This window comes from Pseudomonas sp. PB3P13, assembly GCF_054897735.1.
The window spans coordinates 4,585,924-4,612,047 of sequence record NZ_CM142702.1; the positions used below are offsets into that span (position 1 = coordinate 4,585,924).

23 protein-coding genes, 4 tRNA genes and 1 pseudogene are annotated in these 26,124 nt (G+C 58.8%); 18 read left to right on the plus strand and 10 right to left on the minus strand.

Annotated elements, in window-relative coordinates; genetic code table 11:
• Nucleotides 1-47 precede the first annotated feature (47 nt).
• The 5 genes from acs (at nucleotide 48) to ACYZT1_RS21150 (ending at nucleotide 7,484) form a co-directional block, all read left to right on the plus strand.
• Nucleotides 48-1,985, plus strand: coding sequence for an acetate--CoA ligase (gene acs, locus ACYZT1_RS21130; RefSeq protein ID WP_462016552.1), 1,938 nt, complete (start codon nucleotides 48-50; stop codon nucleotides 1,983-1,985).
• Nucleotides 1,986-2,127: 142 nt separating this feature from the next.
• Complete coding sequence (locus tag ACYZT1_RS21135; protein ID WP_462016553.1) at nucleotides 2,128-2,997, plus strand: oxygenase MpaB family protein; 870 nt, start codon at nucleotides 2,128-2,130, stop codon at nucleotides 2,995-2,997.
• A gap of 138 nt (nucleotides 2,998-3,135) precedes the next feature.
• Entirely contained in the window at nucleotides 3,136-4,152 is a 1,017-nt protein-coding gene (locus ACYZT1_RS21140; RefSeq protein WP_462016554.1) for a class I SAM-dependent rRNA methyltransferase, read from the plus strand.
• An 84-nt stretch (nucleotides 4,153-4,236) separates the two neighbouring features.
• Nucleotides 4,237-7,188, plus strand: a complete 2,952-nt coding sequence (locus tag ACYZT1_RS21145) for a DUF748 domain-containing protein (RefSeq protein WP_462016555.1) — start codon at nucleotides 4,237-4,239, stop codon at nucleotides 7,186-7,188.
• The gene (locus ACYZT1_RS21150) at nucleotides 7,188-7,484 is read left to right on the plus strand and encodes a DUF2845 domain-containing protein (protein WP_462016556.1); all 297 of its coding nucleotides are present in this window, start codon (nucleotides 7,188-7,190) and stop codon (nucleotides 7,482-7,484) included. The genes ACYZT1_RS21145 and ACYZT1_RS21150 overlap by 1 nt, the downstream gene beginning before the upstream one ends.
• Nucleotides 7,485-7,748: 264 nt before the next feature.
• Here ACYZT1_RS21150 and ACYZT1_RS21155 read toward each other — a convergent pair whose 3' ends face one another.
• A complete protein-coding gene (locus ACYZT1_RS21155) occupies nucleotides 7,749-8,099 on the minus strand; it encodes a BON domain-containing protein (protein WP_462016557.1) in 351 nt (116 codons plus the stop codon).
• A 318-nt stretch (nucleotides 8,100-8,417) separates the two neighbouring features.
• Entirely contained in the window at nucleotides 8,418-8,879 is a 462-nt protein-coding gene (locus ACYZT1_RS21160; RefSeq protein ID WP_462016558.1) for a pilin, read from the minus strand.
• A gap of 228 nt (nucleotides 8,880-9,107) precedes the next feature.
• On the opposite strand from ACYZT1_RS21160, the gene pilB reads away from it, so the two are divergent.
• Genes pilB through yacG form a run of 5 tightly spaced genes read left to right on the plus strand, consistent with a single transcriptional unit; the run spans nucleotide 9,108 to nucleotide 13,719 of the window.
• Entirely contained in the window at nucleotides 9,108-10,808 is a 1,701-nt protein-coding gene (pilB, locus tag ACYZT1_RS21165) for a type IV-A pilus assembly ATPase PilB (protein ID WP_462016559.1), read from the plus strand.
• A 2-nt stretch (nucleotides 10,809-10,810) separates the two neighbouring features.
• A complete protein-coding gene (locus tag ACYZT1_RS21170; protein ID WP_462016560.1) occupies nucleotides 10,811-12,028 on the plus strand; it encodes a type II secretion system F family protein in 1,218 nt (405 codons plus the stop codon).
• Nucleotide 12,029: 1 nt separating this feature from the next.
• Nucleotides 12,030-12,902 carry a prepilin peptidase gene (locus ACYZT1_RS21175; protein WP_462016561.1) on the plus strand — a complete coding sequence of 291 codons (873 nt, stop codon included), beginning with the start codon at nucleotides 12,030-12,032 and terminating at the stop codon, nucleotides 12,900-12,902.
• Nucleotides 12,899-13,522 (plus strand): dephospho-CoA kinase, encoded by a 624-nt coding sequence (coaE, locus tag ACYZT1_RS21180; RefSeq protein ID WP_462016562.1) that lies wholly within the window; start codon nucleotides 12,899-12,901, stop codon nucleotides 13,520-13,522. Before ACYZT1_RS21175 ends, coaE begins: the two co-directional genes overlap by 4 nt.
• The gene (gene yacG, locus ACYZT1_RS21185) at nucleotides 13,519-13,719 is read left to right on the plus strand and encodes a DNA gyrase inhibitor YacG (RefSeq protein ID WP_462016563.1); all 201 of its coding nucleotides are present in this window, start codon (nucleotides 13,519-13,521) and stop codon (nucleotides 13,717-13,719) included. Before coaE ends, yacG begins: the two co-directional genes overlap by 4 nt.
• Before the next feature lie 58 nt (nucleotides 13,720-13,777).
• Here yacG and ACYZT1_RS21190 read toward each other — a convergent pair whose 3' ends face one another.
• A complete protein-coding gene (locus ACYZT1_RS21190; RefSeq protein WP_462016564.1) occupies nucleotides 13,778-14,467 on the minus strand; it encodes an energy-coupling factor ABC transporter permease in 690 nt (229 codons plus the stop codon).
• Between the two features lie 213 nt (nucleotides 14,468-14,680).
• On the opposite strand from ACYZT1_RS21190, the gene ACYZT1_RS21195 reads away from it, so the two are divergent.
• The 8 genes and pseudogenes from ACYZT1_RS21195 to ACYZT1_RS21230 form a co-directional block, all read left to right on the plus strand.
• On the plus strand, nucleotides 14,681-15,676 hold the full coding sequence (locus ACYZT1_RS21195) for a TRAP transporter substrate-binding protein (RefSeq protein ID WP_462016565.1): 996 nt from the start codon (nucleotides 14,681-14,683) through the stop codon (nucleotides 15,674-15,676).
• Between the two features lie 71 nt (nucleotides 15,677-15,747).
• Complete coding sequence (locus tag ACYZT1_RS21200) at nucleotides 15,748-16,380, plus strand: TRAP transporter small permease (RefSeq protein WP_462016566.1); 633 nt, start codon at nucleotides 15,748-15,750, stop codon at nucleotides 16,378-16,380.
• On the plus strand, nucleotides 16,377-17,660 hold the full coding sequence (gene dctM / locus ACYZT1_RS21205; protein WP_462016567.1) for a C4-dicarboxylate TRAP transporter large permease protein DctM: 1,284 nt from the start codon (nucleotides 16,377-16,379) through the stop codon (nucleotides 17,658-17,660). Before ACYZT1_RS21200 ends, dctM begins: the two co-directional genes overlap by 4 nt.
• Before the next feature lie 45 nt (nucleotides 17,661-17,705).
• The gene (locus tag ACYZT1_RS21210) at nucleotides 17,706-18,332 is read left to right on the plus strand and encodes a DUF1780 domain-containing protein (RefSeq protein ID WP_462016568.1); all 627 of its coding nucleotides are present in this window, start codon (nucleotides 17,706-17,708) and stop codon (nucleotides 18,330-18,332) included.
• Nucleotides 18,329-18,856: an MOSC domain-containing protein gene (locus ACYZT1_RS21215; protein WP_462016569.1), complete on the plus strand. Its 528-nt coding sequence runs from the start codon at nucleotides 18,329-18,331 to the stop codon at nucleotides 18,854-18,856. Before ACYZT1_RS21210 ends, ACYZT1_RS21215 begins: the two co-directional genes overlap by 4 nt.
• A gap of 51 nt (nucleotides 18,857-18,907) precedes the next feature.
• Nucleotides 18,908-19,081, plus strand: a complete 174-nt coding sequence (locus tag ACYZT1_RS21220; protein WP_033050735.1) for a DUF3094 domain-containing protein — start codon at nucleotides 18,908-18,910, stop codon at nucleotides 19,079-19,081.
• Between the two features lie 111 nt (nucleotides 19,082-19,192).
• Nucleotides 19,193-20,491: an NAD(P)/FAD-dependent oxidoreductase gene (locus ACYZT1_RS21225; protein WP_462016570.1), complete on the plus strand. Its 1,299-nt coding sequence runs from the start codon at nucleotides 19,193-19,195 to the stop codon at nucleotides 20,489-20,491.
• Nucleotides 20,492-20,769: 278 nt separating this feature from the next.
• Nucleotides 20,770-20,955: pseudogene (locus tag ACYZT1_RS21230) on the plus strand (EF-hand domain-containing protein); the annotation flags it as partial.
• A gap of 62 nt (nucleotides 20,956-21,017) precedes the next feature.
• On the opposite strand, the gene ACYZT1_RS21235 reads toward ACYZT1_RS21230, so the two are convergent.
• From ACYZT1_RS21235 to rluD, 7 genes are all read right to left on the minus strand, one after another.
• Nucleotides 21,018-21,094, minus strand: a tRNA-Pro gene (locus tag ACYZT1_RS21235).
• A gap of 95 nt (nucleotides 21,095-21,189) precedes the next feature.
• Nucleotides 21,190-21,265 (minus strand) — tRNA-Lys (locus ACYZT1_RS21240).
• A gap of 5 nt (nucleotides 21,266-21,270) precedes the next feature.
• A tRNA-Pro gene (locus tag ACYZT1_RS21245) sits at nucleotides 21,271-21,347 on the minus strand.
• 9 nt (nucleotides 21,348-21,356) lie between these two features.
• Nucleotides 21,357-21,432: transfer RNA gene (locus tag ACYZT1_RS21250), tRNA-Asn, on the minus strand.
• A gap of 299 nt (nucleotides 21,433-21,731) precedes the next feature.
• Complete coding sequence (gene clpB / locus ACYZT1_RS21255) at nucleotides 21,732-24,296, minus strand: ATP-dependent chaperone ClpB (RefSeq protein WP_462016571.1); 2,565 nt, start codon at nucleotides 24,294-24,296, stop codon at nucleotides 21,732-21,734.
• Between the two features lie 130 nt (nucleotides 24,297-24,426).
• The gene (gene pgeF, locus ACYZT1_RS21260; RefSeq protein ID WP_462016572.1) at nucleotides 24,427-25,152 is read right to left on the minus strand and encodes a peptidoglycan editing factor PgeF; all 726 of its coding nucleotides are present in this window, start codon (nucleotides 25,150-25,152) and stop codon (nucleotides 24,427-24,429) included.
• Nucleotides 25,149-26,111 (minus strand): 23S rRNA pseudouridine(1911/1915/1917) synthase RluD, encoded by a 963-nt coding sequence (gene rluD, locus ACYZT1_RS21265; RefSeq protein WP_462016573.1) that lies wholly within the window; start codon nucleotides 26,109-26,111, stop codon nucleotides 25,149-25,151. The genes pgeF and rluD overlap by 4 nt, the downstream gene beginning before the upstream one ends.
• Nucleotides 26,112-26,124 lie beyond the last annotated feature (13 nt).

A 26,124-nucleotide genomic window follows, 5' to 3' on the forward strand; every position in this document is an offset into this window, starting at 1 on the left:
CTCGGCGCATCTTTATCCTTGTCAAAAAACAAGAATAAGGAACCGTCATGTTCGATATCAGCACGTTCCCCCAAGCCGATGCCGTCCGCCGGGCTGCGAATTTGAGTCAAGACGACTATCAGCGCCTGTATCGCCAATCCATCGATCACCCCGACACCTTTTGGGCCGAACAGGCCACCCGGTTTCTCGAGTGGAGCAAGCCTTGGGATACCGTTCAGCGGTATAACCTGAAGACTGGCGCAGCGAGCTGGTTTGCCGGCGGCAAGCTGAACGTCAGTTACAACTGCATCGACCGCCACCTGAAACAGCGCGGCGATCAGATCGCAATCATCTGGGAAGGCGATGACCCCGCCGAATCCGCGCAGATCACCTACAAAAAACTCCATCACCATGTCTGCCGACTGGCCAATGTGCTGAAAAGCCGCGGCGTGAAGAAAGGCGACCGCGTGTGCATTTACATGCCGATGATTCCCGAAGCCGCTTATGCAATGCTCGCCTGCACCCGCATCGGCGCAGTGCATTCGGTGGTGTTCGGCGGATTCTCCCCGGACTCCGTGCGCGATCGTATTCTCGATGCCGACTGCCGCACCGTGATCACTGCCGATGAAGGCGTGCGCGGTGGCAAATTTATCCCGCTCAAAGAGAAGGTCGACAAGGCCCTGGAGAGCTGCCCGAACGTCAGCACGGTGATTGTGGTCGAACGCACCCAGGGCGACGTGAATATGGTCGAAGGCCGGGACATCTGGTATCACCAGGCCCTGCGCGACGTCAGCGACGACTGTACGCCCGAGCCGATGGACGCCGAAGATCCGCTGTTCATCCTTTACACTTCCGGCAGCACCGGCAAACCCAAAGGCGTGCTGCACACCACGGGCGGTTACCTGCTGCAAGCGGCGATGACCTTCAAATACGTGCTCGATTACCGCGATGACGAAGTGTTCTGGTGCACCGCCGACGTCGGTTGGGTCACCGGCCACAGCTACATCGTCTACGGCCCGCTGGCTAATGGTGCCACCACGCTGATCTTCGAAGGCGTGCCGAGCTACCCAAGCAGCTCGCGTTTCTGGCACGTCATCGACAAACACCACGTGAATATTTTCTACACCGCGCCGACCGCCCTGCGCTCCCTGATGCGCGAAGGCGCCGAACCGTTGAAGGAAACTTCCCGCGCCAGCCTCAGATTACTCGGCAGCGTCGGTGAGCCAATCAACCCGGAAGCGTGGGACTGGTACTTCAATGTCGTCGGCGAGCAGCGTTGCCCGATCGTCGACACCTGGTGGCAGACCGAAACCGGCGGCATCATGCTCAGCCCTTTGGTCAGCGCTCAGCGGATCAAACCCGGCTGCGCGACACAACCGATGTTCGGCGTGCAACCGGTGCTGCTGGACGAAACGGGCAAAGAAATCAAAGGCGCCGGCAGTGGCGTGCTGGCGATCAAATCCAGTTGGCCGGCACAGATCCGCAGTGTCTACGGCGATCCACAACGGATGGTCGACACCTATTTCAAACCCTACCCTGGCTACTATTTCACCGGCGACGGCGCCCGTCGCGACGCAGATGGCGATTACTGGATCACCGGACGCATCGATGACGTCATCAACGTTTCCGGCCATCGCATCGGCACCGCCGAAGTGGAAAGTGCGCTGGTGTTGCACGACAGCATCGCCGAGGCCGCCGTCGTCGGTTATCCCCATGACGTCAAAGGCCAGGGCATCTACGCCTTCGTCACCCCCATGAACGGCACCGAGCCCGATGACGAATTGAAGAAAGAACTGCTGGCCCATGTCAGCAAGGAAATCGGCAGTTTCGCCAAACCGGACCTTATTCAGTGGGCGCCGGCCTTGCCGAAAACCCGGTCTGGCAAGATCATGCGGCGGATTTTGCGCAAAATTGCCTGCAATGAACTGGATACACTGGGCGACACTTCTACGCTGGCTGACCCGAGCGTGGTTCAGGAGCTGGTTGATAAGCGTCTGAATCAATAACGCATGCGCCCAATGCAGGAGCGAAGCTTGCTCGCGAAGGACGTGAGGACAACGCGCTAATCCAGAACACCCGCGTTATCGCTACCGTCTTCGCGAGCAAGCTTCGCTCCACGAGAGCCCATTTTTTCGCCACTGAGTCGCCATGGAATTCATTCGCAGCCGCATCGAAAGCCAGGTCATGAGCCTCTCCGGACTGTCCCTCGGCAAGCTTGACCTGGAACATCCCAAAGGCGATCCGGGCCTGTTCGGTCCCGATTCGGTGAGCTGGCAGGTGCATGGCGACTTCAGCAGCATGCTGATCGGTGGCATCAGCGCGTTGATGCTGCAGGCCCTGCACCCACTGGCCCTGGCCGGGGTCTGGGACCACTCGAATTTTCGCGAGGACATGCTCGGCCGCTTGCGCCGCACCGGGCAGTTCATTTCCGGCACCACTTTCGGCTCGCGCCGGGACGCCGACTGGTTGATCGAGAAAGTGCGCACCATTCACCTGCATGTCACTGGCACCGCGCCGGATGGCCGGGCTTACGCGGCCAGTGATCCAGACCTGTTGACCTGGGTGCACGTGGCGGAAGTCAGCAACTTCCTGGCGGCGCACCTGCGCTATCGCAATCCGGATTTATCGCTGGTCGATCAGGACCGGTATTACGCCGAGATCGCGTTGGTCGCCGAACGCCTGGGCGCGCGCGACGTACCGCGCTCGCGGCAGGAAGTTTCCGACTACCTTGAACGAATGCGTCCGCAGCTGCTGTGCGATGCACGCAGCCGTGAGGTCATGCGGCTGCTGCTGAACGCTCCTGCCCCCAGTTATCTGGCCAAGCCGTTCGGCAGCTTGATGATGCAGGCCGGGATCGATTTGCTGCCGGACTGGGCCAGCGACATGCTCGGCGTTCACCAGAACCTGCTGCAACGCAAAATGATCCGCGCCAGCGTCAATCGCAGCGCGCCCATGTTGCGCTGGGCGGTACGCAATGGCTCGGTACAGCGGGCGCGACGGCGGATGGGGTTGAGCTGACGCTCACAGCTGCAAGCTTGAAGCTCGAACCTTGAAGCTTGAAGTTTGAAGTTTGAAGCTTGCAGCTTGAAGCTTGAAGCTTGCAACTCAGTAACTGCTAAACTCCCGCGCCAAATTCCCTCCTGCAAGGCGCCCAGCATGTCTTCCTTGAATCAGGCGCTGTGCGCCGCCCTCGATCGTCGCCAGGACCTGCTTGCCGAGCTGCATCAGCAAGGCACCGATTGCTACCGCCTGTTCCACGGTAGCCAGGAAGGCGCCGGTGGCCTGACCATCGACCGTTACGGTCCACAATTATTGGTACAAAGCTTTCACCAGTCGCTCGAACGCGACGAGCTCCTGCAGCTGCACGACATCGTCAATCGGCAAGTGAGACTCGACAGCCTGCTGGTCTACAACGATCGGTCCCGGGGCAACTCGCGCATCGACCGTGAAGACACCGTCTACCGTGCCGAGCAGGCTGCGCTGCAAGACCTGATCGGTCACGAATGGGGGTTGAATTATCGGGTTCGCGGCCGCCACGCCGGCCAGGACCCGCTGCTGTTCCTCGACCTGCGCAACACCCGCGGCTGGGTCAAGGCGCACAGCCAAAACAAAAGCGTGCTGAACCTGTTTGCCTACACCTGTGGCGTTGGCCTCAGTGCTGCCGCAGGCGGGGCGAGCGAGGTGTGCAACCTGGATTTCGCCGAGGGCAACCTTGCGGTCGGTCGTGAGAACGGCCAGCTCAACCCACAGTTGCCGACGATGCAGTTCATCCAGTCGGACTACTTCCCCGCGATCCGCCAACTGGCCGGCCTGCCGATCAGCCAGCGACGCGGGCAGAAACTGCCGAGCTATCCGCGCCTGCAACAACGCCAGTACGATCTGGTATTGCTCGACCCGCCCGCCTGGGCCAAAAGCGCATTTGGCACAGTCGACCTGTTGCGCGACTATCAAAGCCTGCTCAAACCGGCACTGCTGACCACCGCGGACGATGGCGTGCTGATCTGCTGCAACAATTTGGCGAAAGTCAGCATGGACGACTGGCGCGAGCAGGTTTTGCGCTGCGCGGAAAAAGCCGGACGGCCGGTGCGCGAGTGGACGGTGATGCAGCCGGGCGGCGATTTCCCGTCGAAGGATCAGCAGCCGCCGCTCAAAACCCTGATTCTGCAGCTGTGAAATTGAAAAGGTAAATCCGCTGAAGCCGGACCACTTCGGAACCGGATTCGCGTGCCATACTCCAACGCACTCCGATTCAGACAGATGAAGCCGCACATGCCCAAAGGATTGATCCGCGCTCTCGGCGCCCTGTTGACTGCACTGGCCCTCTACAGCCTGTTGGGTTTCCTGATTTTGCCGGGCATCGCGTTGCGGGTGGCCAACCAGCAACTGGCCAACTACGCGACGACGCCCGCGACGCTGCAGCGCATCGAACTCAACCCCTTCAGCCTTGAGGTGACCCTGTGGGGCCTGGTCGTCGGCGAGCCGGGCAAAGAACAGGTCGGCTTCGAACGTCTGTACGCGAATCTGCAGATCGACAGCCTTTGGACCAAAGCGCTGCATTTGTCCAACATTGAACTCGACAAACCCAAAACCGAAATACTCTTCGGCAAGGACGGCAAACTGAATTTGCTGGGCCTGTTCAAATTGCCGGCCAGCGAGCCAACCCCGGCCGACCCGGAGGCCAAACCGTTCCCGCTGCGCGTAGAGCGCATCAAACTCGCCGACGGCTATGTGCATTTCCAGGACGCACGGCCCAGCGAGCCGATTGAATTCCTTTACGACAAGCTCGATTTCGAGTTGAAAAACCTCAGCACCTTGCCCGAAGACAATGCCGACATGACCTTGGTGGCGGCGGGCCCCGCCGGCGGGCAGATCGACTGGACGGGCAATTTCAGCCTGATCCCGATGGCCTCCGAAGGTAAGCTGAAAATCACCGATGCCAATATGAAAGTCTGGTGGCCCTACGTGCGCGATTCAGTGCCGCTGGACCTGGAAAACGGCACGCTGAATCTGAGCACCGACTACAAGCTGAACCTCTCCAGGCAAACCGAACTGCTGCTGAGCAACATGGCGCTCAGCGTTGCGCCGTTTGCCATCAAGGCGCCAGACGGGCGACCACTGGCGAAGCTCGGGCGGCTGGACGTCAGCGAAACGACGGTCGATCTGGCCAAGCAGCAAGTGATCGTCGGCAAGATTCGCAGCCAGAAACTCGAAACCTGGGCAGCACTTGACGCAGACGGGCAACTCGACTGGCAAAAGCTGTTCGCCAGCCAGCCTTCCAAAGAGGCTGCCAAGGCCAAAGCCGAACCGGTGAGCGCTCCGGCCGCCGCTGATTCGCCGAAAAGCGAATCGACACCACCGGGCAAACCGTGGCAAGTGCTGCTCAAAGACGTGCAGCTGCGTGATTACCAGGTGCACCTGGAGGACCGCAAGGCGCAACCCGTCGTCGCGCTGGATATCGGGCCGCTGAACCTGGATCTGCAGAATTTCGACAGCCTCAACGGTTCGCCCTTTGCCCTCAAACTCGACACCGGCGTGGGCAAGCAAGGCAAACTGATGGCGGACGGCGAGGTCAATCTGGCACCGGTCAGCGCCAGACTGAAGGTGCAAACCCGCGACATCGACCTGCGGGTTGCGCAGTCCTACATCAATCCGTTCATTCGCCTCGAACTGCGCAGCGGCATGCTGGGCAGTGATCTGGCCGTGGACCTGAAAAGCACCGAGCCGCTGGCATTCAGTGTTACCGGCAAAGCCCAGGTGGATCAACTGCACACCCTCGACACCCTGAAAACCCGTGACTTTCTCAAGTGGCAGCAATTGGTGCTCGAAGGCTTGAACTACCAGCATGGCGACAGCCTGAAAATCGCCAAGGTCAACCTGCTCCAGCCCTACGTGCGCTTCATGATCAACGACGACCGCACCACCAATGTCGATGATCTGCTGATTCCGCAGCCAGCCGACTCCAGCGCGAAAACTACAGCGGCCAAGCCTGCCAGTCAGGAAAAACCGCTGGGCATTCACGTCGGCGGCATTGCCATCAATGACGGTTCGGCCAACTTCGCCGACTTCAGTCTCACACCGAATTTCGCCACGGCCGTGCAACAACTCAACGGCCGGATCGGCACCATCGACAGCCGTCAGGCAAAACCGGCGACTGTGGACATAAAAGGCAAGGTCGATCGCTATGCACCGGTGACCATCAAGGGCGCCGTCAATCCGTTCGACCCGATGGCCAGCCTCGACATCGCCACCAGCTTCAAACGGGTCGAGTTGACTACGCTGACGCCCTACTCCGGCAAGTTCGCCGGTTACCGTATCCGCAAAGGTCGGCTCAATCTCGACCTGCATTACATGATCACCAAAGGTCAGCTCAAAGCCGAAAACAAAGTGGTGGTAGAGCAATTGCAACTGGGTGAAAAAGTCGACAGCCCGGACGCTACCAGCCTGCCGCTGAAGCTGGCCATTGCTCTGCTGAAGGATGTCGACGGCAAGATCTCCATCGAGTTGCCGGTGACGGGCGACCTGAACAATCCGCAGTTCAGCGTCATGCCGATTGTCTGGCAGACCCTGCGTAACCTGATCGTCAAAGCTGCAGCGGCACCGTTCAAGATGATTGGCGGGCTGGTCAGGGGCGGCGGTTCGGAAGATCTGGGCACAGTGTCGTTTGCGCCAGGTTCGAGCCAATTGAACAAAGACGCCGAGGGTTCATTGATCAAGCTGTCCCAGGCACTGAAAGAACGTCCGGCCCTGCGCCTGGAAATCGAAGGCACCGCCGCTGCTCGCAGCGACGGCCCGCTGATTGCCGAACAACGTCTGGAACGTGAATACCAGTACAACTATTACAAGATGCTCCAGCGTCGCGGCGAAAAAGTCCCGGCGCAGGCGTCATTGCTGGAAGTGCCGGACAGCGAGAAAGGTCCGCTGCTGGAAGGCATCTATCGCACGCGTCTGAAAACCCAGCCACCGGCTGAGTGGAAAGACCTCGGCAAGGAAGAACGCACGGCAAAAATGCGCGAAGGCGTGCTCGCCTTCTGGAGTTCCAGCGAAGTGCTGCTGCGCGAACTCGGTCAGGACCGTGCCAGCAGCATCAAGGACTACCTGGTCGACAAGGGTCAACTGGCCGATGACCGCGTGTATTTCATCGACTCCAGCCTCGGCGAACCGCAAAGCGATGGACGGGTAGTGACGCCCATGCACCTGGATGCCGAGTGATGATCAACCGGCTGTTGTTGGGCCTGACTCTGACGGTTGCCGCGAGCCATGCGACGGCCGCCGATACCTTGCGTTGCGGCAGTCAGTTGGTCAGCGTCGGCGATCGGTCCAGCGAAGTCCTGCACAAATGCGGGGAGCCGGTAAGTCGCGATGTGTTGGGCTTCAAGCGCAGCGCCAACCGTCGGGAGGAGTTTCAGGTGGAAGAATGGACCTACGGACCGAATGGCGGAATGTATCAGTACTTGCGATTCGAAGGTAATCGCCTGAAACAGATCACCAGCAACCGCGGCAATTGAAGCACGCTCGGTCTTTTAGCAGCTGGCAGCCTGCGTCAGGTTTATATGTGCGCCGTATTCTACGACTGCTGCGCAGCCGGACGCAGGCTTCGCCAGCTGCTACGGGTTTTCTGTTAGCCACAATAGAACAGGCCCCGGACACGAATGTCCGGGGCCTGTAATGGCCACAATCCTTGTGGCCGTCGCATGAACTCTCAACTGCGGTAGACGTATAACCCGGCTCGTCTACCGCACCTTCTCCCGGTTCAGGCGAGAAGTCTTGCCTTACTCGGCTTTCAGGCCGGCGGCGGAGACGTCTTTAACGCCTTTGATTTTCTTGGCGATGGCGACTGCAACGTCTTTCTGCGAATCAGTCACTGTTGTGGTCGACGACAGGGAAACAACGCCTTTGTTGGTTTCTACCTTGATGTCGGTGCCAGGGATGCCTTTTTCGGTAACCAGGTCAGCTTTGACTTTGGTGGTGATCCAGGTGTCGGACACGTCAGCTTTAGCTTCGGTGACTTCACCAGCGGCCAGAACCATTGGCGCCTGAGTTGCTTGAGCAGCAAAGGCAGCGTTGGCCATAGTCAGGGTCAGCGCGGTAGCAGTAGCGGCAACGATAGCGAACTTCTTCATACGAGTAACTCCTGTTTTTCTCTAAAGTCTGCTGGTGTGTTCCCAGCAGGGCTACTGGGTATATTGCGAAGGGTGTGCCAACTTTGAGACAGTATATTAATTGTTATAAATCAACAGCTTATGGAAACAGCTGATTTTCGAAATCATGCAAATTGCATGAGTGGGAAATTTTCTACATGCAAGTTGCGGGATTTGGGATGGGCGTAAGGCCATGAATTTACGAGGTTTTGTGAAATACGGGCGGTACGCAGCTCAGCAGGTGCCTCAGCAAAAAAATGCCCCATCTCTCGATGGGGCATTTCCTTTATCTTTGTATTATCAGCCCCCGGTACCAGTACCAGTACCAGTACCGGTACCGGTACCAGTCCCAGTCCCACCCGCGGCGGTGCAGCCAGTTGGAGCATAGTCGGCAATAGCCGTCGTTGCGCATGTCCAATCACCTACCGCAGTGCGTGAAAGCGTAATGGTTTTATCTGCAATTGCAGCTGGTGCTTTTTCCAACGCACATACAATACTGCCAGTGCCAGCACTCGGGTTGCCCGCCACGGTGAACTTGCAGTTATTCGTGGTAGCCGGTCTATCTCCCAGCCCTGGCGCCGCGCCTTGGTTCATAGCGTCCTCAAATGGAATTTTCAACGCCGATATCTCTGCCAAACCAGCTGTCATTTTCGCCCGCGCCTGATACTTCGAATAAGCCGGCAAAGCAAACGTCGCCAAAATCCCGATAATCGCCACCACGATGAGCAGCTCGATAAGCGTAAAACCTTTCTGTGTGTTCATTAACAAAGCTCCGGTGCATGAGTCAAAATCCCATGATCTGATTAGCCCAAAGCACAGCTCATGCCAAACCCTTTACCCGCAGTCGGCCACGGGGAAAAGACGTCAGAGTGCCCTTTCCTACCCCCAGCATCCGCACTTTCTGACAATTATTGTCACCTCGGCATCCATGGTTTGGCTCTGCCGGTTGACTACGCTATAAGTCATGCATAGTTTGCGTCCGGAATTTCCATGAACGATATCGCCCTAAGCGGCCTGGCCAAGCAATTGGTCCTGGCCGAGCTGATCACTGAAAAAACTGCGCAGCAGGCCTACCTGCAAGCCCAGCGCAGCAAAATCTCCCTGGTCAGTTATCTGGTGCAGAACAAACTGATCAAGAGCCGCCAGATTGCCGAGATCGCGTCCGAGCATTTCGGCATGCCGTTGCTTGATCTCAGCTGCCTCGACAAAGAATCCCAGCCCAGAGGCCTGGTCAGCGAAAAACTCCTGCGCCAGCACCACGCCCTGCCCCTGTGGCGCCGCGGCAACAAGCTGTTCGTCGGCGTTTCCGACCCGACCAATCATCAAGCCATCAACGATATCCAGTTCAGTACCGGGCTCGGCACCGAAGCCATTCTGGTCGAAGACGACAAGCTCTCCGACGCGCTCGACAAATTCTTCGACAACCACAGCACCGGTCTTGAAGACATGGCCGATGTCGACCTCGATGGCGTCGACATCGAGTCGGGCGTCGACAATCGTCAGGATTCCATCGCCGGGCAGGATGCCGATGACGCGCCGGTGGTGCGCTTCGTTCACAAGATGTTGCTCGACGCGATCAAAAGCGGCTCTTCCGACCTGCACTTCGAACCTTATGAAAAAAACTATCGCGTGCGGATGCGCACCGACGGCATATTGCGCGAAGTCGCCAAACCGCCGATCCAGCTGGCCGCGCGAATTGCCGCGCGCCTGAAAGTCATGGCCAGCCTGGACATTTCCGAACGGCGCAAACCTCAGGACGGGCGAATCAAGATGCGCCTGTCGAAGAGCAAATCCATCGACTTTCGGGTCAACACCTTGCCTACCCTATGGGGGGAAAAAGTGGTGATCCGGATCCTCGACCCCACCAGCGCACAAATGGGCATTGACGCGCTCGGCTACGAGCCCGGCCAGAAAGATTTGTACATGGCCGCCCTCAAACAGCCGCAGGGAATGATCCTGGTCACTGGCCCCACTGGTTCCGGTAAAACCGTGTCGCTTTACACCGGGCTTAATATCCTCAATACCGTGGACATCAACATTTCCACGGCCGAGGACCCGGTGGAAATCAACATGGAAGGCATCAATCAGGTCAACGTCAATCCTAAACAGGGCATGGGCTTTCCCCAGGCGTTGCGCTCATTTTTGCGTCAAGATCCTGACGTGATCATGGTCGGCGAGATCCGCGACCTCGAAACCGCCGAGATCGCCATCAAGGCGGCGCAGACCGGTCACCTGGTGTTATCGACCCTGCACACCAACAGCGCCGCCGAAACCCTGACGCGACTGCACAACATGGGCATCCAGGGTTTCAACATCGCCACCTCGGTCACGTTGATCATCGCCCAGCGTCTGGCGCGCAAACTCTGCAGCCATTGCAAGAAACCCATCGACATCCCCCGCGAAGCGCTGATCAAGGAGGGTTTCCCCGAACAGTTGCTCGGCTCGTTCACCATTTATGAGCCGGTCGGCTGCGATCACTGCAACGGCGGTTACAAAGGACGCGTGGGAATTTATGAAGTGGTGAAGAACACGCCAGACCTGCAACGGTTGATCATGGCCGAAGGCAATTCGCTGGAAATCGATACTCAGATGCGCAAGGACGGCTTCAACGACCTGCGAACTTCCGGGCTGATCAAAGCCATGCAAGGCATCACCAGCCTTGAAGAAATCAACCGGGTTACCAAGGATTGAACATGGCGGTCAAAGCAGCAAAAATCAGCGTTTATACTTGGGAAGGTACGGACAGGAAAGGCACCAAAATGGCCGGCGAACTCACCGGCCAGAGCCCGGCACTGATCAAGGCGCAATTGCGCAAACAGGGGATCAACCCGGGCAAGGTGCGCAAGAAATCCGCGTCGATCCTGAACCTGGGCAAACGCATCAAGGCTCAGGACATCGCCCTTTTTACCCGGCAGATGGCGACCATGATGAAGGCCGGTGTGCCGCTGTTGCAGTCGTTCGACATCATTGGCGAGGGCTTCGACAACCCGGCCATGCGCAAACTGGTCGACGAGGTCAAACAGGAAGTCGCGGCAGGCAACAGCTTCGCCGCGGCCTTGCGCAAAAATCCGCAGTATTTCGATGAGCTCTACTGCAACCTCGTTGATGCCGGCGAACAGGCCGGTGCGCTCGATACCTTGCTGGAACGTGTCGCCACTTATAAAGAGAAAAGCGAGGCCCTCAAAGCCAAGATCAAGAAGGCAATGACCTACCCGGCGGCGGTGGTGTTCGTGGCGATCATTGTGACCGGCATCCTGCTGGTCAAGGTGGTGCCGCAATTCGAATCGGTCTTCAAAGGTTTTGGAGCGGAATTGCCGGGCTTCACCGTGATGGTCATCGGCCTGTCGGAGTTTCTGCAGGAATGGTGGTGGGTCATCCTTGGCCTGTTGATCGCGGCAATATTCGGCCTGCGTCATGCTTTCAAAAAATCCCAGGCCTTCAGGGACCGCACCGACACCTGGCTGCTGAAACTGCCGCTGATTGGCACGCTGATGTACAAATCTGCCGTGGCGCGTTACGCGCGCACCCTCTCGACCACGTTTGCGGCCGGCGTGCCGCTGGTGGAGGCGCTTGAGTCAGTAGCAGGCGCCACCGGCAACATCGTGTTCAAGCGCGCGGTGTTGCGCATCAAGCAGGACGTGTCGACGGGCATGCAGCTGAATTTCTCCATGCGCACTTCGGGGATCTTTCCCAACATGGCGATTCAGATGACGGCCATCGGCGAAGAATCCGGTGCACTGGATGACATGCTCGACAAGATCGCCAGTTTCTACGAGGCCGAAGTGGATAACATGGTCGACAACCTCACCAGTCTGATGGAACCTTTCATCATGGTGGTGCTTGGCGTCATTGTCGGCGGTCTGGTGGTTGCGATGTACCTGCCTATCTTCCAACTCGGCTCAGCGATCTGACATGCCTGTGAATGAAATCCTGACTGTCTATCCACTGGCCTTCATCGCTATTGCCGGCATCGTCGGCCTGCTGGTTGGCAGCTTCCTCAATGTAGTGATCTGGCGTCTGCCGAAAATGCTCGCGCGTGAGTGGCGCCAGCAAGCCCTGGAAATCCTCGACTTGCCTGGCGAGCCCGCGCTGCCGACCTATAACCTGATGCTGCCGCATTCCCAATGCCCACACTGCGAACATCGCATTCGCGCCTGGGAAAACATCCCGGTGCTCAGTTATGTGTTTTTACGCGGCCGCTGTGCTGGATGCGCTGCGCCCATCAGCAGACGCTATCCATTGATCGAACTGGCGTGCGGCGCGCTGTCGGCGTTCGTGGCCTGGCATTTCGGTTTCGGCTGGCCGGCGGCGATGGTGCTGCTGCTGACCTGGGGCTTGTTGGCGATGAGCCTGATCGACGCCGAACATCAACTGCTGCCGGATGTGCTGGTGCTGCCGTTGCTGTGGCTGGGGTTGATCGTCAACAGTTTCGGCCTTTTCGTACCGCTGCATGAGGCCTTGTGGGGGGCAGTGGCCGGTTACCTGGCGTTGTGGTCGGTGTTCTGGCTGTTCAAGTTGATCACCGGCAAGGACGGAATGGGTCATGGCGATTTCAAATTGTTGGCAATGCTGGGCGCCTGGGGCGGCTGGCAGATTTTGCCGCTGACGCTCCTCCTGTCCTCACTGGTCGGTGCCGTCATTGGCCTGATCATGCTGCGCCTGCGAGACGCGCAAACGTCGACGCCAATCCCTTTTGGTCCTTATCTGGCCATTGCCGGCTGGATTGCCTTGCTCTGGGGTGGTCAAATAACCGCCTTCTATTGGCAGCTTGTCGGTTTGCAATGAATACCCCTGTGGAAAAACCCTGGATTCTCGGCCTGACCGGCGGTATCGGCAGTGGCAAAAGTGCGGCGGCCGAGCATTTCATCGACCTCGGCGTGCACGTGGTGGACGCCGATCACGCAGCACGCTGGGTGGTCGAGCCGGGCCGTCCGGCGCTGGCGAAGATTGCCGAACATTTCGGTGCCGGCGTGCTGCAAGGCAATGGCCAACTCGATCGCGCCGCGCTACGCAAGTTGATCTTTGAGGTGCCCGAGGAACGCCTCTGGCTCGAGGCGCTGCTGCATCCGCTGATCGCCGAGGAGATCGTCGAGCATCTGGGCAAGGCACAATCGCCTTACGCGATCCTGGTGTCGCCGCTGCTGATCGAGTCCGGCCAGCACAGCATGACCCAGCGTGTGCTGGTGGTCGATGCCCCCGAGCAGTTGCAGATCGAACGCACCTTGCAACGTGATCGGACCAGCGAGCAACAGGTTCAGGCGATCCTCAAGGCGCAATCCAGCCGCGAGGATCGCGTGAGCCATGCCGACGATGTCGTGGTCAACGACCGCGACCTCGCCTGGTTGCACAGCGAGGTCGAGCGTCTGCATCACTTTTACCTTACTTTGCGTGGAGGCCAGTCATGAGCCAAACCCCAACCGTTGATTGCCCAACCTGTGGCGCCCCTGTCGAATGGAGCCCGCAAAGCACCTTCCGGCCGTTCTGTTCCGACCGCTGCAAACTGATCGACCTGGGCGCCTGGGCGTCGGAAGAACACAAGATTCCGGTCAGCCCGGACGCCGAAGACGATCTGTTCAGCGAAGACTTCGAACCTCGTCATTGACCGCGTCAGCGATGACCGCCCGTCAACCTGATCGCATCGGGCGTCGCGGCAAGATCGATCAGGGTTTCGGGTCCTCGTCCTTCCACGGCGCTGAAAGGTAGCGCGTGCGGTTGAAGGTTTCCAGCCACTCCGGGCTGAACACCACCAGCGCGCTGACCACCATCCCGTTAATGAATGCCTCCGGAAAAATGATCAACCACAGGTAACCGACGAAATCCTCCAGCCAGTACGGCATGGCGAATCGTCCGTCGAACCACAACAACCACAGCGTCAGCAACAGGCACAACAACGCCGATACGGCCGCTGCAAAAAAACCCGAAACGAAGATATACACAAAAGGATTTCGCGGTTGCGCGCGCTCCACCAGAATCGCGCAGCACTCGGTCACCAGCACCGGCAGCAAAATCAGCAGCGCACCGTTCACCCCCATCGCCGCCAGGTCCTGACGCCCCATCAGCATCAGCCCCACCTGCGCAACCAGCCCGCCGACGATCGCCAGCGGCCAATCGAGCAGCAGTGTCACCGCCGTCATGCCCAAAAAATGGTAGGACACCCCGGTGTCGAAATCCCGCCGCACCAGCCACAGCATGAACAGCGCAAACACAGTGCCGAACAACAGATGCTGGCGCCGCCTGTCCGCGAACAACTCCACCCAGGGCGCTCGACAGACGGCCCACAGCAACACCGGCGCATAGATGAGCCAACCCACTGCGAGGCTCTGCGGTGATAACAATTCGGCGCCGATCATGGGTGCAAGGTCTCCGGCACTTGGGCCAATACACGCGAGAGGATCGCCAGGCCTGCAGAGCGCTCCTGAGGATCGCCCTCAGTCTAAACCGGGGTTTGCGGTGGCATTAAGTAACGCATCCCACCGACGTTAATGGATTTATTGCCTAGACTCTTTTTTGTCCACCGTACGTTTTGGAATAAACGTCACCATAACAACAAGAGGAACACGTGAATGCTCAAGTCTTTTTGCAAGGCAGCCGTCTGCGCGCTCGCAGTGGGGGCGTCGGGTCTGGCGCTGGCCGACGATCCCGTCATCATCAAATTCTCCCACGTCGTTGCCGAACAGACACCCAAGGGTCAAGGCGCGCTGATGTTCAAGAAGCTGGTGGAAGAACGCCTGGCCGGCAAAGTCCGGGTCGATGTTTATCCCAACTCTTCGTTATTTGGTGACGGCAAGGAAATGGAGGCACTGCTGTCGGGCGATGTGCAGCTGATTGCGCCGTCGCTGGCAAAATTCGAGCAGTACACACCCAAGTTGCAGCTGTTCGACCTGCCGTTTCTGTTCAACGACATCGCCGCAGTCGATCGTTTTCAGCTCAGTCCTGAAGGGCAGAACTTGCTCAAGTCCATGGAGAGCAAGAACATCACCGGCCTGGCGTATTGGCACAACGGCATGAAGCAGTTGTCGGCCAACAAGGCGCTGCGTGAACCCGGCGATGCCCGCGGCCTGAAATTCCGCGTACAAGCCTCCGCTGTGCTGGAAGAGCAGTTCAAGGCTGTTCGCGCCAACCCGCGCAAAATGAGCTTCGCCGAGGTGTACCAGGGCTTGCAGACTGGCGTCGTGAATGGCGCGGAGAACCCCTACTCGAACATCTACAGCCAGAAAATGCACGAGGTGCAGAAATTCATCACGGAAACCGACCACGGATTGCTCGACTACATGCTGATCACCAACACCAGATTCTGGAGCGGCTTGCCGGCGGATGTGAGAACCGAGCTGGACAAGATCATCGTCGAGGTCACTGCGCAGGTTAACAAGGATGCCGAGAAGCTGAACCAGGACGCCAAACAGAACATTCTCACCGCCAAAACCACCGAGATCATCACCCTGACTCCGGATCAGCGCGGCAAATGGCGTGAAGCGATGAAACCGGTGTGGGCGAAGTTCGAAGCGGCTATTGGCGCTGACCTGATCAAGGCCGCCGACGCCGCCAACCAGGCTCAGTAATCTGCCCGTGGGCGCCGCCCGAACGGGCGGCCCCTCATGCACCGTCGTCACTCGATCGGGAGATGCCACTCATGAATGCCTTGCGGCGCATCTGGGAACATTTCGAAGAAGGCTTCATCGTTTTCCTGCTGGCGGCGATGACGCTGGTGACCTTTGTTTACGTCATCGTGAACAACCTTTACAGCGTGTTCTACAGTTTTGCCGACTCATGGCCGAGCGCCAGTGAGCCGCTGTTCGCGATCGGCGACAGCATCATGGGCATGGCGCAGGCGATGACCTGGAGTATTTCGATGACCAAAGCCTTGTTCGCCTGGCTGATCTTTTTCGGCTTGTCGTACGGGGTGCGCACCGCAGGGCACATAGGCGTGGACGCTTTAGTGAAACTGGCGAGCAAACCGGTGCAGCGCTACATCGGCATCGTTGCCTGCCTGTGTTGCCTCGGCTACGCGGGCCTGCTCAGTGTCGCCAGTTTCGAATGGATTCAAACCCTGTTCGTTGCCGGCATCGGCGCCGAGGACCTCGGCCATTACGGCATCATGCAATGGCACATCGGGCTGATCGTGCCGGTGGGATTCGCCCTGGTGTTTATCCGTTTTGCCGAAATTTTCGTGCGCATCGTGCAAAACCGTCAGACCGGTCTGGGTCTGGCGGACGAAGCAGCGGACGTTTTGAAGCTCACCGAGCACGAGGATGACCGTAAATGACCATCCTCTTTCTCTTTGTCGCGCTGTTCGTGCTGATGTTCATCGGCGTGCCGATTGCCGTGTCTTTGGGGTTGGCCGGTTCATTGACGATCCTGATGTTCAGCCCCGACTCCGTACGCTCGCTGGCCATCAAGCTGTTCGAGACGTCCGAGCATTACACGCTACTGGCGATCCCGTTCTTCCTGTTGGCGGGCGCGTTCATGACCACGGGTGGCGTGGCGCGGCGCCTGATCGACTTCGCCAACGCCTGCGTCGGTCATATCCGCGGCGGTCTGGCCATCGCCGCGGTGCTGGCGTGCATGCTGTTCGCCGCGCTGTCCGGCTCCAGCCCTGCCACGGTGGCAGCGGTGGGTTCGATTGCCATCGCAGGCATGGTTCGCTCCGGTTATCCACAGGCGTTCGGTGCCGGGATCGTGTGCAACGCCGGGACTCTGGGCATTCTGATCCCGCCCTCCATCGTGATGGTGGTGTATGCCGCGGCGACGGAAACCTCGGTCGGCAAGTTGTTCATGGCCGGCGTGGTGCCGGGGCTGATGCTGGGTACGTTTCTGATGATCGCCATCTACGTTGTAGCGGTCAGGAAAAACCTGCCCGCCATGCCGCGAGCGACGATCCGTGAATGGCTGACGGCTGCCCGCAAGGCCATATGGGGCCTGCTGCTGATGGTGATCATCCTCGGCGGCATCTACTCCGGAATGTTCACCCCGACCGAAGCTGCGGCAGTGGCGGCGGTTTATTCGGCGTTCGTGGCATTGTTCGTCTACAAGGACATGACGTTTCGCGAAACGCCAAAAGTACTGCTCGAATCGGCCAAGCTGAGCATCATGCTGATGTTCATCATCGCCAACGCCATGCTCTTCGCCCACGTGCTGACCACTGAGCAGATACCGCAAACAATTACTGCGTGGGTGATCGCTGCAGGCCTGACACCCGTGACTTTCCTGCTGGTGGTCAACATCGTGCTGCTGATCGCGGGGGCTTTCATGGAACCGTCAGCGATCATCCTGATTCTGGCTCCCATCCTGTTTCCGATTGCCATGGAGCTGGGGATCGATCCGATTCACCTCGGCATCATCATGGTGGTCAACCTGGAGATCGGACTGATTACGCCGCCCGTGGGGCTCAACCTGTTCGTCACGTCGGCGGTTACCGGCATGTCGCTGGGCGCAACCATCCGCGCGGCCATGCCGTGGCTGATCATTCTGCTGCTGTTCCTGATATTGATCACCTATGTGCCGTGGATTTCCCTGGTTCTGCCAAACTGGCTGGGAATGACGTGACGGGGCGTTACCATGACGACGCATTAGAACGCTAAGCTTGGGTCTATGGATGATTCAGATTACTTACGCCTGCTGACCATTGCGGCCGAGCAAGCCAACGCGTTCCTCTCCAATGCCCGCAAATGGGAGCGTGAGCGGTGGGTGTGCCAGCGCCTTTTGCAGGGGCTGAACATTCCCTACCGCGTCGACGAATTCGCCCCCGCCGGAGAGCCGCCGGACGTGCTGTTTCGCGACGCCAGTTTTGAAGTGTTCTTCGTCCTCGATGAAGGACGCCGCCTCAATGACGAATGGCGCGATGAACTGCAACGCCGACGCAGTGCATTTTCCCTGAGCCAGCTGGTGCGGCGCGAGGCCAAACCCAAGCGCATCCCCGCCAATGAATTCCTGATGAGACTGGCGCCGACCTTGCGCAAAAAAGCCCACAACTACAAAGAGCGCGGCATGGACCTGGGGGAGCTGGACATCATTGCCTTCGCGAGTCTCAAGCGCGAAGTGCTCGACCTCAACAGCCATTTCCCGCCGCCGACTGAATACCTGCGCCAGGGCTGGCGCTCGTTGTCGCTGGTCGGACCGACGTTCGCGCGCGTGCTGTTCGCCCACCCGGATGCGCCGGATTTTCTGCGCAGCAATCTCGGGCGCAGCATCGTCTTCGACGTCGGGATCAGCCTGTGACGCCATTGCAGGAATTGATCGCCGCAGTGCCGCAACAAGGTCGCGTTCGCTGGATCGGTGTGCGCCCGGAAAGGCATGCGCCGATGATTGAACTCGAAGCGGTGGAAGCGCGCCTTGAGGCTGGCTTGACCGGTGATCGCGCGCGACCCGGCATACGCAATGCGCGGCAAGTTACGCTGATTCAGTGGGAACATCTGGCTGTCATCAGTTCGCTGCTGGGCCGGGCCGATGACCATCCGCTGACGCCTGCGGACTTGCGGCGCAACATCGTCGTCAGCGGCATCAACCTGTTCAGCCTCAAGGGGCGGCGCTTCAGAATCGGCCAGGCGATTTTCGAAACCACCGGCTGGTGTCAGCCCTGCGCGCGCTTGCAGAACAACCTCGGCCCGGGCACTTTCCAGGCCGTGCGCGGGCATGGCGGAATCACCGCCCGGGTGCTACAAAGCGGGATCATTCGCCTCGAAGACGCAGTAAGCATCGAGCCGATTCCAGACACCGGTTATGCTCCGTTCAACGTGCGATGAAACGCGCTGTAGCTTCTTTACATTCAGCAACGTCTACCTGACGAGGCCTATATGACCAGCCGCCTGAACCCCGACGACCAGAAGCATGTCGAAGAGTACCTGCAATTGGCACAGCACCAGGTCGAGCGCCGGCCTTTCCGGCCGTGGATGCTCCTGGTACTGGTCGTCGCAGTGACCATTGGTTTAGGCCTGTTGAGCCGATTTATCAGTTACCTGACGCTATGAGCTGCCGAGGGTCTGTTGACGTTTGATGACGAACCGTCATCAAACGTCAACAGACCCTCATGCTCGCTCGGGTAATTGCACCGATTTCTTTTAGCCTTGCGAGATATCCCCATGACTCATCGTATTGTCATCGTTGGCGGCGGCGCCGGCGGTCTGGAGTTGGCTACCCGTCTGGGTAAGACTCTGGGCAAGCGCGGCACGGCCAGTGTGATGCTGGTCGACGCCAACCTGACCCACATCTGGAAACCGTTGTTGCACGAAGTGGCGGCCGGTTCTCTGAACTCTTCCGAAGACGAACTCAACTACGTTGCCCAGGCAAAATGGAACCACTTCCAGTTTCAGCTGGGGCGTATGAGCGGGCTTGATCGCGGGCAGAAAAAAATTCAGCTGGCCGCCACCTATGACGAAGCCGGGCTGGAACTGGTGCCGGCACGTGAAGTGGGCTACGACTCGCTGGTAATCGCGGTCGGCAGCACCACCAATGATTTCGGTACGCAAGGCGCGGCGCAGCACTGCCTGTTCCTCGATACGCGCAAGCAGGCCGAGCGTTTCCATCAGCAATTGCTCAATCACTATCTGCGCGCCCACGCCGGGCAAACCGACAAGGTAGAGCAGATCAGCGTCGCCATCGTGGGTGCCGGTGCCACCGGTGTCGAACTGGCCGCCGAGCTGCACAACGCCGCGCATGAATTGGCGGCGTACGGGCTGGACCGGATCAAACCGGAAAACATGCACATCACCCTCATCGAGGCCGGGCCACGGGTGTTGCCTGCCCTGCCGGAACGGATCGGCGGGCCTGTGCATAAAACCCTGGAGAAACTCGGGGTGAATGTCATGACCAATGCGGCGGTCAGTGAAGTGACGGCAGAAAGCCTGATTACCGCCGATGGCAACGTGATCAACGCCAGCCTGAAAGTGTGGGCAGCCGGGATTCGCGCGCCGGGTTTTCTCAAGGACATCGACGGTCTGGAAACCAACCGAATCAATCAACTGCAAGTGCTGCCGACCCTGCAAACCACTCGCGACGAGAACATCTTCGCGTTCGGCGATTGCGCGGCTTGCCCGCAACCGGGCACTGATCGCAACGTGCCGCCACGGGCGCAAGCAGCGCATCAACAGGCGTCGTTGCTGGCGAAGTCGCTGAAATTGCGGATCGAAGGCAAAGCGCTGCCGGAATACAAATACACCGATTACGGCTCGCTGATTTCGCTGTCGCGCTTTTCCGCTGTGGGTAACTTGATGGGTAACCTGACGGGGAGCGTGATGCTTGAAGGCTGGCTGGCGCGGATGTTTTACGTGTCGCTGTACCGCATGCACCAGATGGCACTGTATGGCGCGTTTCGTACGGCGATGTTGATGTTGGGCAGCAAGATCGGACGCGGGACGGAGCCTCGGTTGAAGCTGCATTAAGATTTTCAGCGTCCATTAGGGCGTCTTCGCGGGCAAGCCACGCGCCCACAAGTTATGTGTCGACCATGAAATCTGAGCCCGGCACATGACCTGTGGGAGCGTGCGAGCGGCGATCCGACTTGTCCGCGATGCGGGCACCCTGGTCTTCACTTGTGTGTCCCAGTGTATCTACCTCCGCCGTTTCGCCACTTCGCTTACAAACTCCTCCTCCCGCGACTCAGTAGCGATACAACATCGCCGCTAAATGGCCACACCCGGGCAAGGCACCCTGCCCGCCACGGGTATCTCGCGCCGAATTCCAGACAGTCGCGCCGAAGTCCGATTTCGCCAGGATCGACACCAACCATGACGGCTTCATTGACGAGCAGGAGGCTTACGACAACGTCAAAGCCAGTTTCGAAGGCAACGGCAAAAAAATGCCCACAGGGCTGTTCCAACACCTGAAAGATCAAGACGGCGCTTAAGCCTGTCAAAATAAAGCAGGCAAAAAAAATCCCCGTATCTTTCGATACGAGGATTTTTAATATGGTCGGGGTAAGGGGATTCGAACTCCTGACATCCTGCTCCCAAAGCAGGCGCGCTACCGGACTGCGCTATACCCCGGTAAAAAAAAGGCACCTTTAAAAGGCGCCTTCTGCGAACAGAGCTTTTGGCGTCTGATCTTAAGATTCGATTCCAGCGTTAACTGGTTTCAAAAATGGTGGGTCGTGTGGGATTCGAACCTACGACCAATTGGTTAAAAGCCAACTGCTCTACCAACTGAGCTAACGACCCAAAAATGGTCGGGGTAAGGGGATTCGAACTCCTGACATCCTGCTCCCAAAGCAGGCGCGCTACCGGACTGCGCTATACCCCGGTTTGAAATTGGCTCCGTGACCAGGACTCGAACCTGGGACCCAATGATTAACAGTCATTTGCTCTACCGACTGAGCTATCACGGAACTACATATTTCAATTACAACGTTTGAAGCTTTACTGCGACTCTTCGACCCGCTCGCATCACTGCGTTCGTGTGTCTGAGGCGCGCTATTCTACAATCTTAAGAACCTCTGTCAACCCTTTAAATTGCTTTCAAGTTAATGATTTGCAACTTATTTCAGATTTCTGCTTGGGGAGCAAAAACCCTTCCGGGTGACGTACTGCGGGGCGCACTTTACAAGCCTTTTCCTTTGAGTTCAACAACCTGACGAAAAAAAGGCCCCGCAATGCGGGGCCTCTCGGGTTCCGCAGATTACGTGGATCAGACGAAGACGATTTCGTCGTTTTCCACCACACCTTTCGCCGTGTTGCCGGGCATGAAATGCCCCGACAGAATCAGCTGGGCCAGCGGGTTTTCGATCCAGCGCTGGATCGCTCGTTTCAGCGGTCGCGCACCGTAGACCGGGTCGTAACCGACGGCGATCAACTTGTCCATCGCCTCCGGACTGAGCTCCAGCTTCAACTCGCGCTCGGTCAGGCGGCTGCGCAGACGACCCAACTGAATCTCGGTGATGCCCGCAATCTGATCCCGCGCCAATGGCTCGAAGATCACCACTTCGTCGACCCGATTGATGAACTCCGGACGGAAGTGCGTGGAAATCGCATCCATCACCGCCGCACGTTGCGCCTCCCGATCACCGACCAGCTCCTGGATCTGCGCCGAGCCCAGGTTGGAAGTCATGACAATCACGGTGTTCTTGAAATCCACCGTGCGCCCATGACTGTCGGTCAGGCGGCCGTCTTCCAATACTTGCAGCAAGATATTGAAAACATCCGGGTGGGCCTTCTCGACCTCGTCCAAGAGGATCACCGAGTAAGGCTTGCGACGCACGGCCTCGGTCAGGTAGCCGCCCTCTTCATACCCCACATAGCCTGGTGGCGCGCCGATCAATCGAGCCACGGAATGCTTCTCCATGAACTCGGACATATCGATCCGCACCATCGCCTCTTCGGTATCAAAGAGGAACTCGGCCAGCGCCTTGCACAGCTCGGTTTTACCGACACCGGTCGGGCCGAGGAACATGAACGAACCGCTCGGACGATTCGGATCGGACAAACCGGCCCGCGAACGCCGCACGGCGTTGGAAACCGCGATCACCGCTTCGTCCTGACCGATCACGCGGTGATGCAACAGGCTTTCCATCTTCATCAGCTTGTCGCGCTCGCCCTCGAGCATTTTCGACACAGGAATGCCCGTCCACTTCGACACGACTTCGGCGATCTCTTCTTCAGTCACTTTACTGCGCAGCAACTGGTTTTCGCTTTTGCCATGCTGGTCGACCATCTGCAGGCTGCGCTCCAGGTCCGGGATCACCCCATATTGCAGCTCGGCCATGCGGTTCAGGTCGCCTTTGCGGCGTGCGGCTTCCAGCTCCTGACGGGACTGTTCGATCTTCTGCTGGATCTGGGCAGAGCCCTGGACTTCGGCTTTTTCCGAGTTCCAGATCTCCTCAAGGTCTGAATATTCACGCTCATGACGGGCGATTTCTTCCTGGAGCTTTTCCAGACGTTTCTTCGCTGCGTCGTCGCTTTCTTTCTTCAGCGCCTGGGATTCAACCTTCAGCTGAATCAGACGCCGCTCCAGACGGTCGAGCACTTCCGGCTTGGAGTCGATCTCCATGCGAATGCGGCTCGCCGCCTCATCGATCAGGTCGATGGCTTTGTCCGGCAACTGGCGATCGGTGATGTAACGGTGGCTGAGCTTGGCCGCAGCGATGATCGCACCGTCGGTGATCGCCACCTTGTGGTGAACCTCGTAGCGCTCTTTCAGGCCGCGCAGAATCGCGATGGTGTCTTCTTCGCTGGGCTCTTCCACCAATACCTTCTGGAAGCGACGCTCGAGTGCGGCGTCCTTCTCTATATATTGGCGGTATTCGTTCAGCGTGGTGGCGCCAACGCAGTGCAATTCGCCACGAGCCAGTGCCGGCTTGAGCATGTTACCCGCGTCCATCGAGCCTTCGCCTTTGCCGGCGCCGACCATGGTATGCAGCTCGTCGATGAACAGAATGATCTGTCCTTCCTGCTTCGACAGTTCATTAAGCAGGGATTTCAGGCGTTCTTCGAACTCGCCACGGTACTTGGCGCCTGCAATCAACGCGCCCATGTCCAGCGACAACAGGCGCTTGCCTTTGAGGCCGTCCGGCACTTCGCCATTGATGATGCGCTGCGCCAAACCTTCGGCGATCGCGGTTTTACCGACGCCAGGCTCACCAATCAGCACCGGGTTATTTTTGGTGCGGCGTTGCAGCACTTGAATGGTCCGGCGAATTTCGTCATCACGGCCGATTACCGGGTCAAGCTTGCCCTCTTCGGCGCGCTTGGTCAGGTCGACCGTGTATTTGTCCAGCGCCTGGCGCGACTCTTCGTGGTTGGCGTCATTGACAGCTTCGCCGCCACGCAGGTTGTTGATCGCGTTTTCCAGGGCTTTCTTGCTGACACCCTGACCGAGCAACAGCTTGCCAAGCTTGCTGTTCTCGTCCATCGAGGCGAGCAGCACCAGCTCGCTGGAGATGAACTGGTCACCTTTCTGCTGGGCCAGACGGTCAGCCTGATTGAGCAGGCGCGCCAGGTCCTGGGCCATGTTCACGTCGCCAGTCGGGTTCTGGATTTTCGGCAGTTGGTCGAGTTCTTTGGTCAGCTCTTTACGCAGGCTGTTGACGTCGAAGCCCACCTGCATCAACAGGGGTTTGATCGAGCCACCCTGCTGTTCAAGCATGGCTTGCATCAAGTGCGCCGGCTCGATGCCGGGATGGTCAAGGCCGACGGCCAGAGATTGGGCGTCGGACAGAGCTAACTGCAATTTGCTGGTTAAACGATCTATACGCATGGGTCACCTTCCTTTTGAGCAGGCCGGACCTTTGAAACATCCTGAATGAAGAAACCTGCCAGATACCACTGTAGATGCGGTCGATTCCGAGAGTTTCAAGCGGCGATCAGTTGATGCAGATCAGGGGAGTCTAGCGTTCCAGCCAAACAAAGGAGGCAAACCGACCAGTGCGTGACGCGCGGCGGTAAGAAAAGAAGCGCGGATCGCTGACGGTGCAGAAACCGCCGCCGTATACCGCGGTGACACCACGAGCAGCCAGCCGCAAACGTGCCAGCTCATAGATGTCCGCCATGAATTTTCCATCGTTCCGACTGGGCACGAAGGCCTTGGCAGCTTGCGGCAGTTGCTCGACAAAGGTCTCGCGTACTTCCGGGCCAACCTCAAAAGCGTTCGGGCCAATGGCCGGACCGAGCCAGACCAGAATCTCTTCCGGCGGTACGGCCAGCGTATCCAGGGTCGCCTCCAGCACACCGGCTACCAAACCGCGCCAACCGGCATGGGCCGCCGCCACGCGGGTACCCGCACGATCGCAAAACAACGCGGGCAGGCAATCGGCGGTCATCGCCACGCAGGCGATACCGGGTGTTGCCGTCCAGCTCGCGTCAGCGGTCGCTGTTACGCGTGGGTCGGCGTGGGCCACGGCAATGCCGTGAACCTGCTTCAACCAGGCCGGACGGATGGAAAAATGATCGGTGAGACGACGGCGGTTTTCGGCAACCGCTTCAGGGCTGTCGTCAACGTGATTGCCAAGGTTGAGGCTATCGAACGGCGCCAGACTGACGCCGCCCGCACGGGTGGTTACACAGGCTTTTACCCCGGCAGGCACAGGCCAGTCGGGAATCAGCCAGTCACTCATCCGATGAATGCCTCGCGGTCTTGCTTGAGCAAGGTCAGCAACCAGACAAAATCGTCCGGAAGTGGCGATTCCCAGCTCATGCGCTTACCGGTCGTCGGGTGATCCAGCTCCAGGAACCGCGCGTGCAGTGCCTGACGCGGGAACGCTTTCAACGATTCGACCATGGTCACACTTGCCGCCGGCGGAATACGGAAACGACCGCCGTAGGCAGGATCTCCGACCAACGGGAAGTTGATGTGCGCCATGTGCACACGAATCTGGTGCGTACGTCCCGTTTCCAGCTTCACCCGCACGTGGGTGTGGGAGCGGAAACGTTCAAGAACACGATAATGGCTGACGGCTTGCTTGCCGCCTTCCATCACCGCCATGCGCTGGCGTTGCTGGCCGTGCCGACCGATCGGCGCGTTGATTTTGCCGCCGGCCGTCACGACACCGATCACGATGCATTCGTAGATGCGGCTGACGCTGCGGCTCTGCAACTGTGTAACCAGCTGCGTCTGCGCTTGAATGGTCTTGGCCACCACCATCAGACCGGTGGTGTCCTTGTCCAGACGATGCACGATACCGGCGCGGGGCACATTGATAATGTCCGGCACGTGGTGCAGCAAGGCGTTGAGCAAGGTGCCGTCAGCGTGGCCGGCAGCCGGATGCACCACCAGACCCGCAGGCTTGTTGATCACCAGGATGTCGTCATCTTCATAGACGATGTCCAGCTCGATGTCCTGGGCGATCCATTCACCCTGAGCTTCCTGCTCGGCAGTGAGCTCGAGAATGGCGCCACCGTGGACGATGTCTCGCGGGCGGATAACCGCTCCATCCACAGTCAGGCGGCCGTCCTTGATCCAGGCGGAAAGGCGCGAGCGCGAGTGCTCAGCGAATAATTGTGCGGCGATTTGATCGAGGCGTTGGCCGCCCAAATCGGACGGCACCTCTGCGCGAAGTTCAATTTTATCGGACATGCTCAGACTAGGC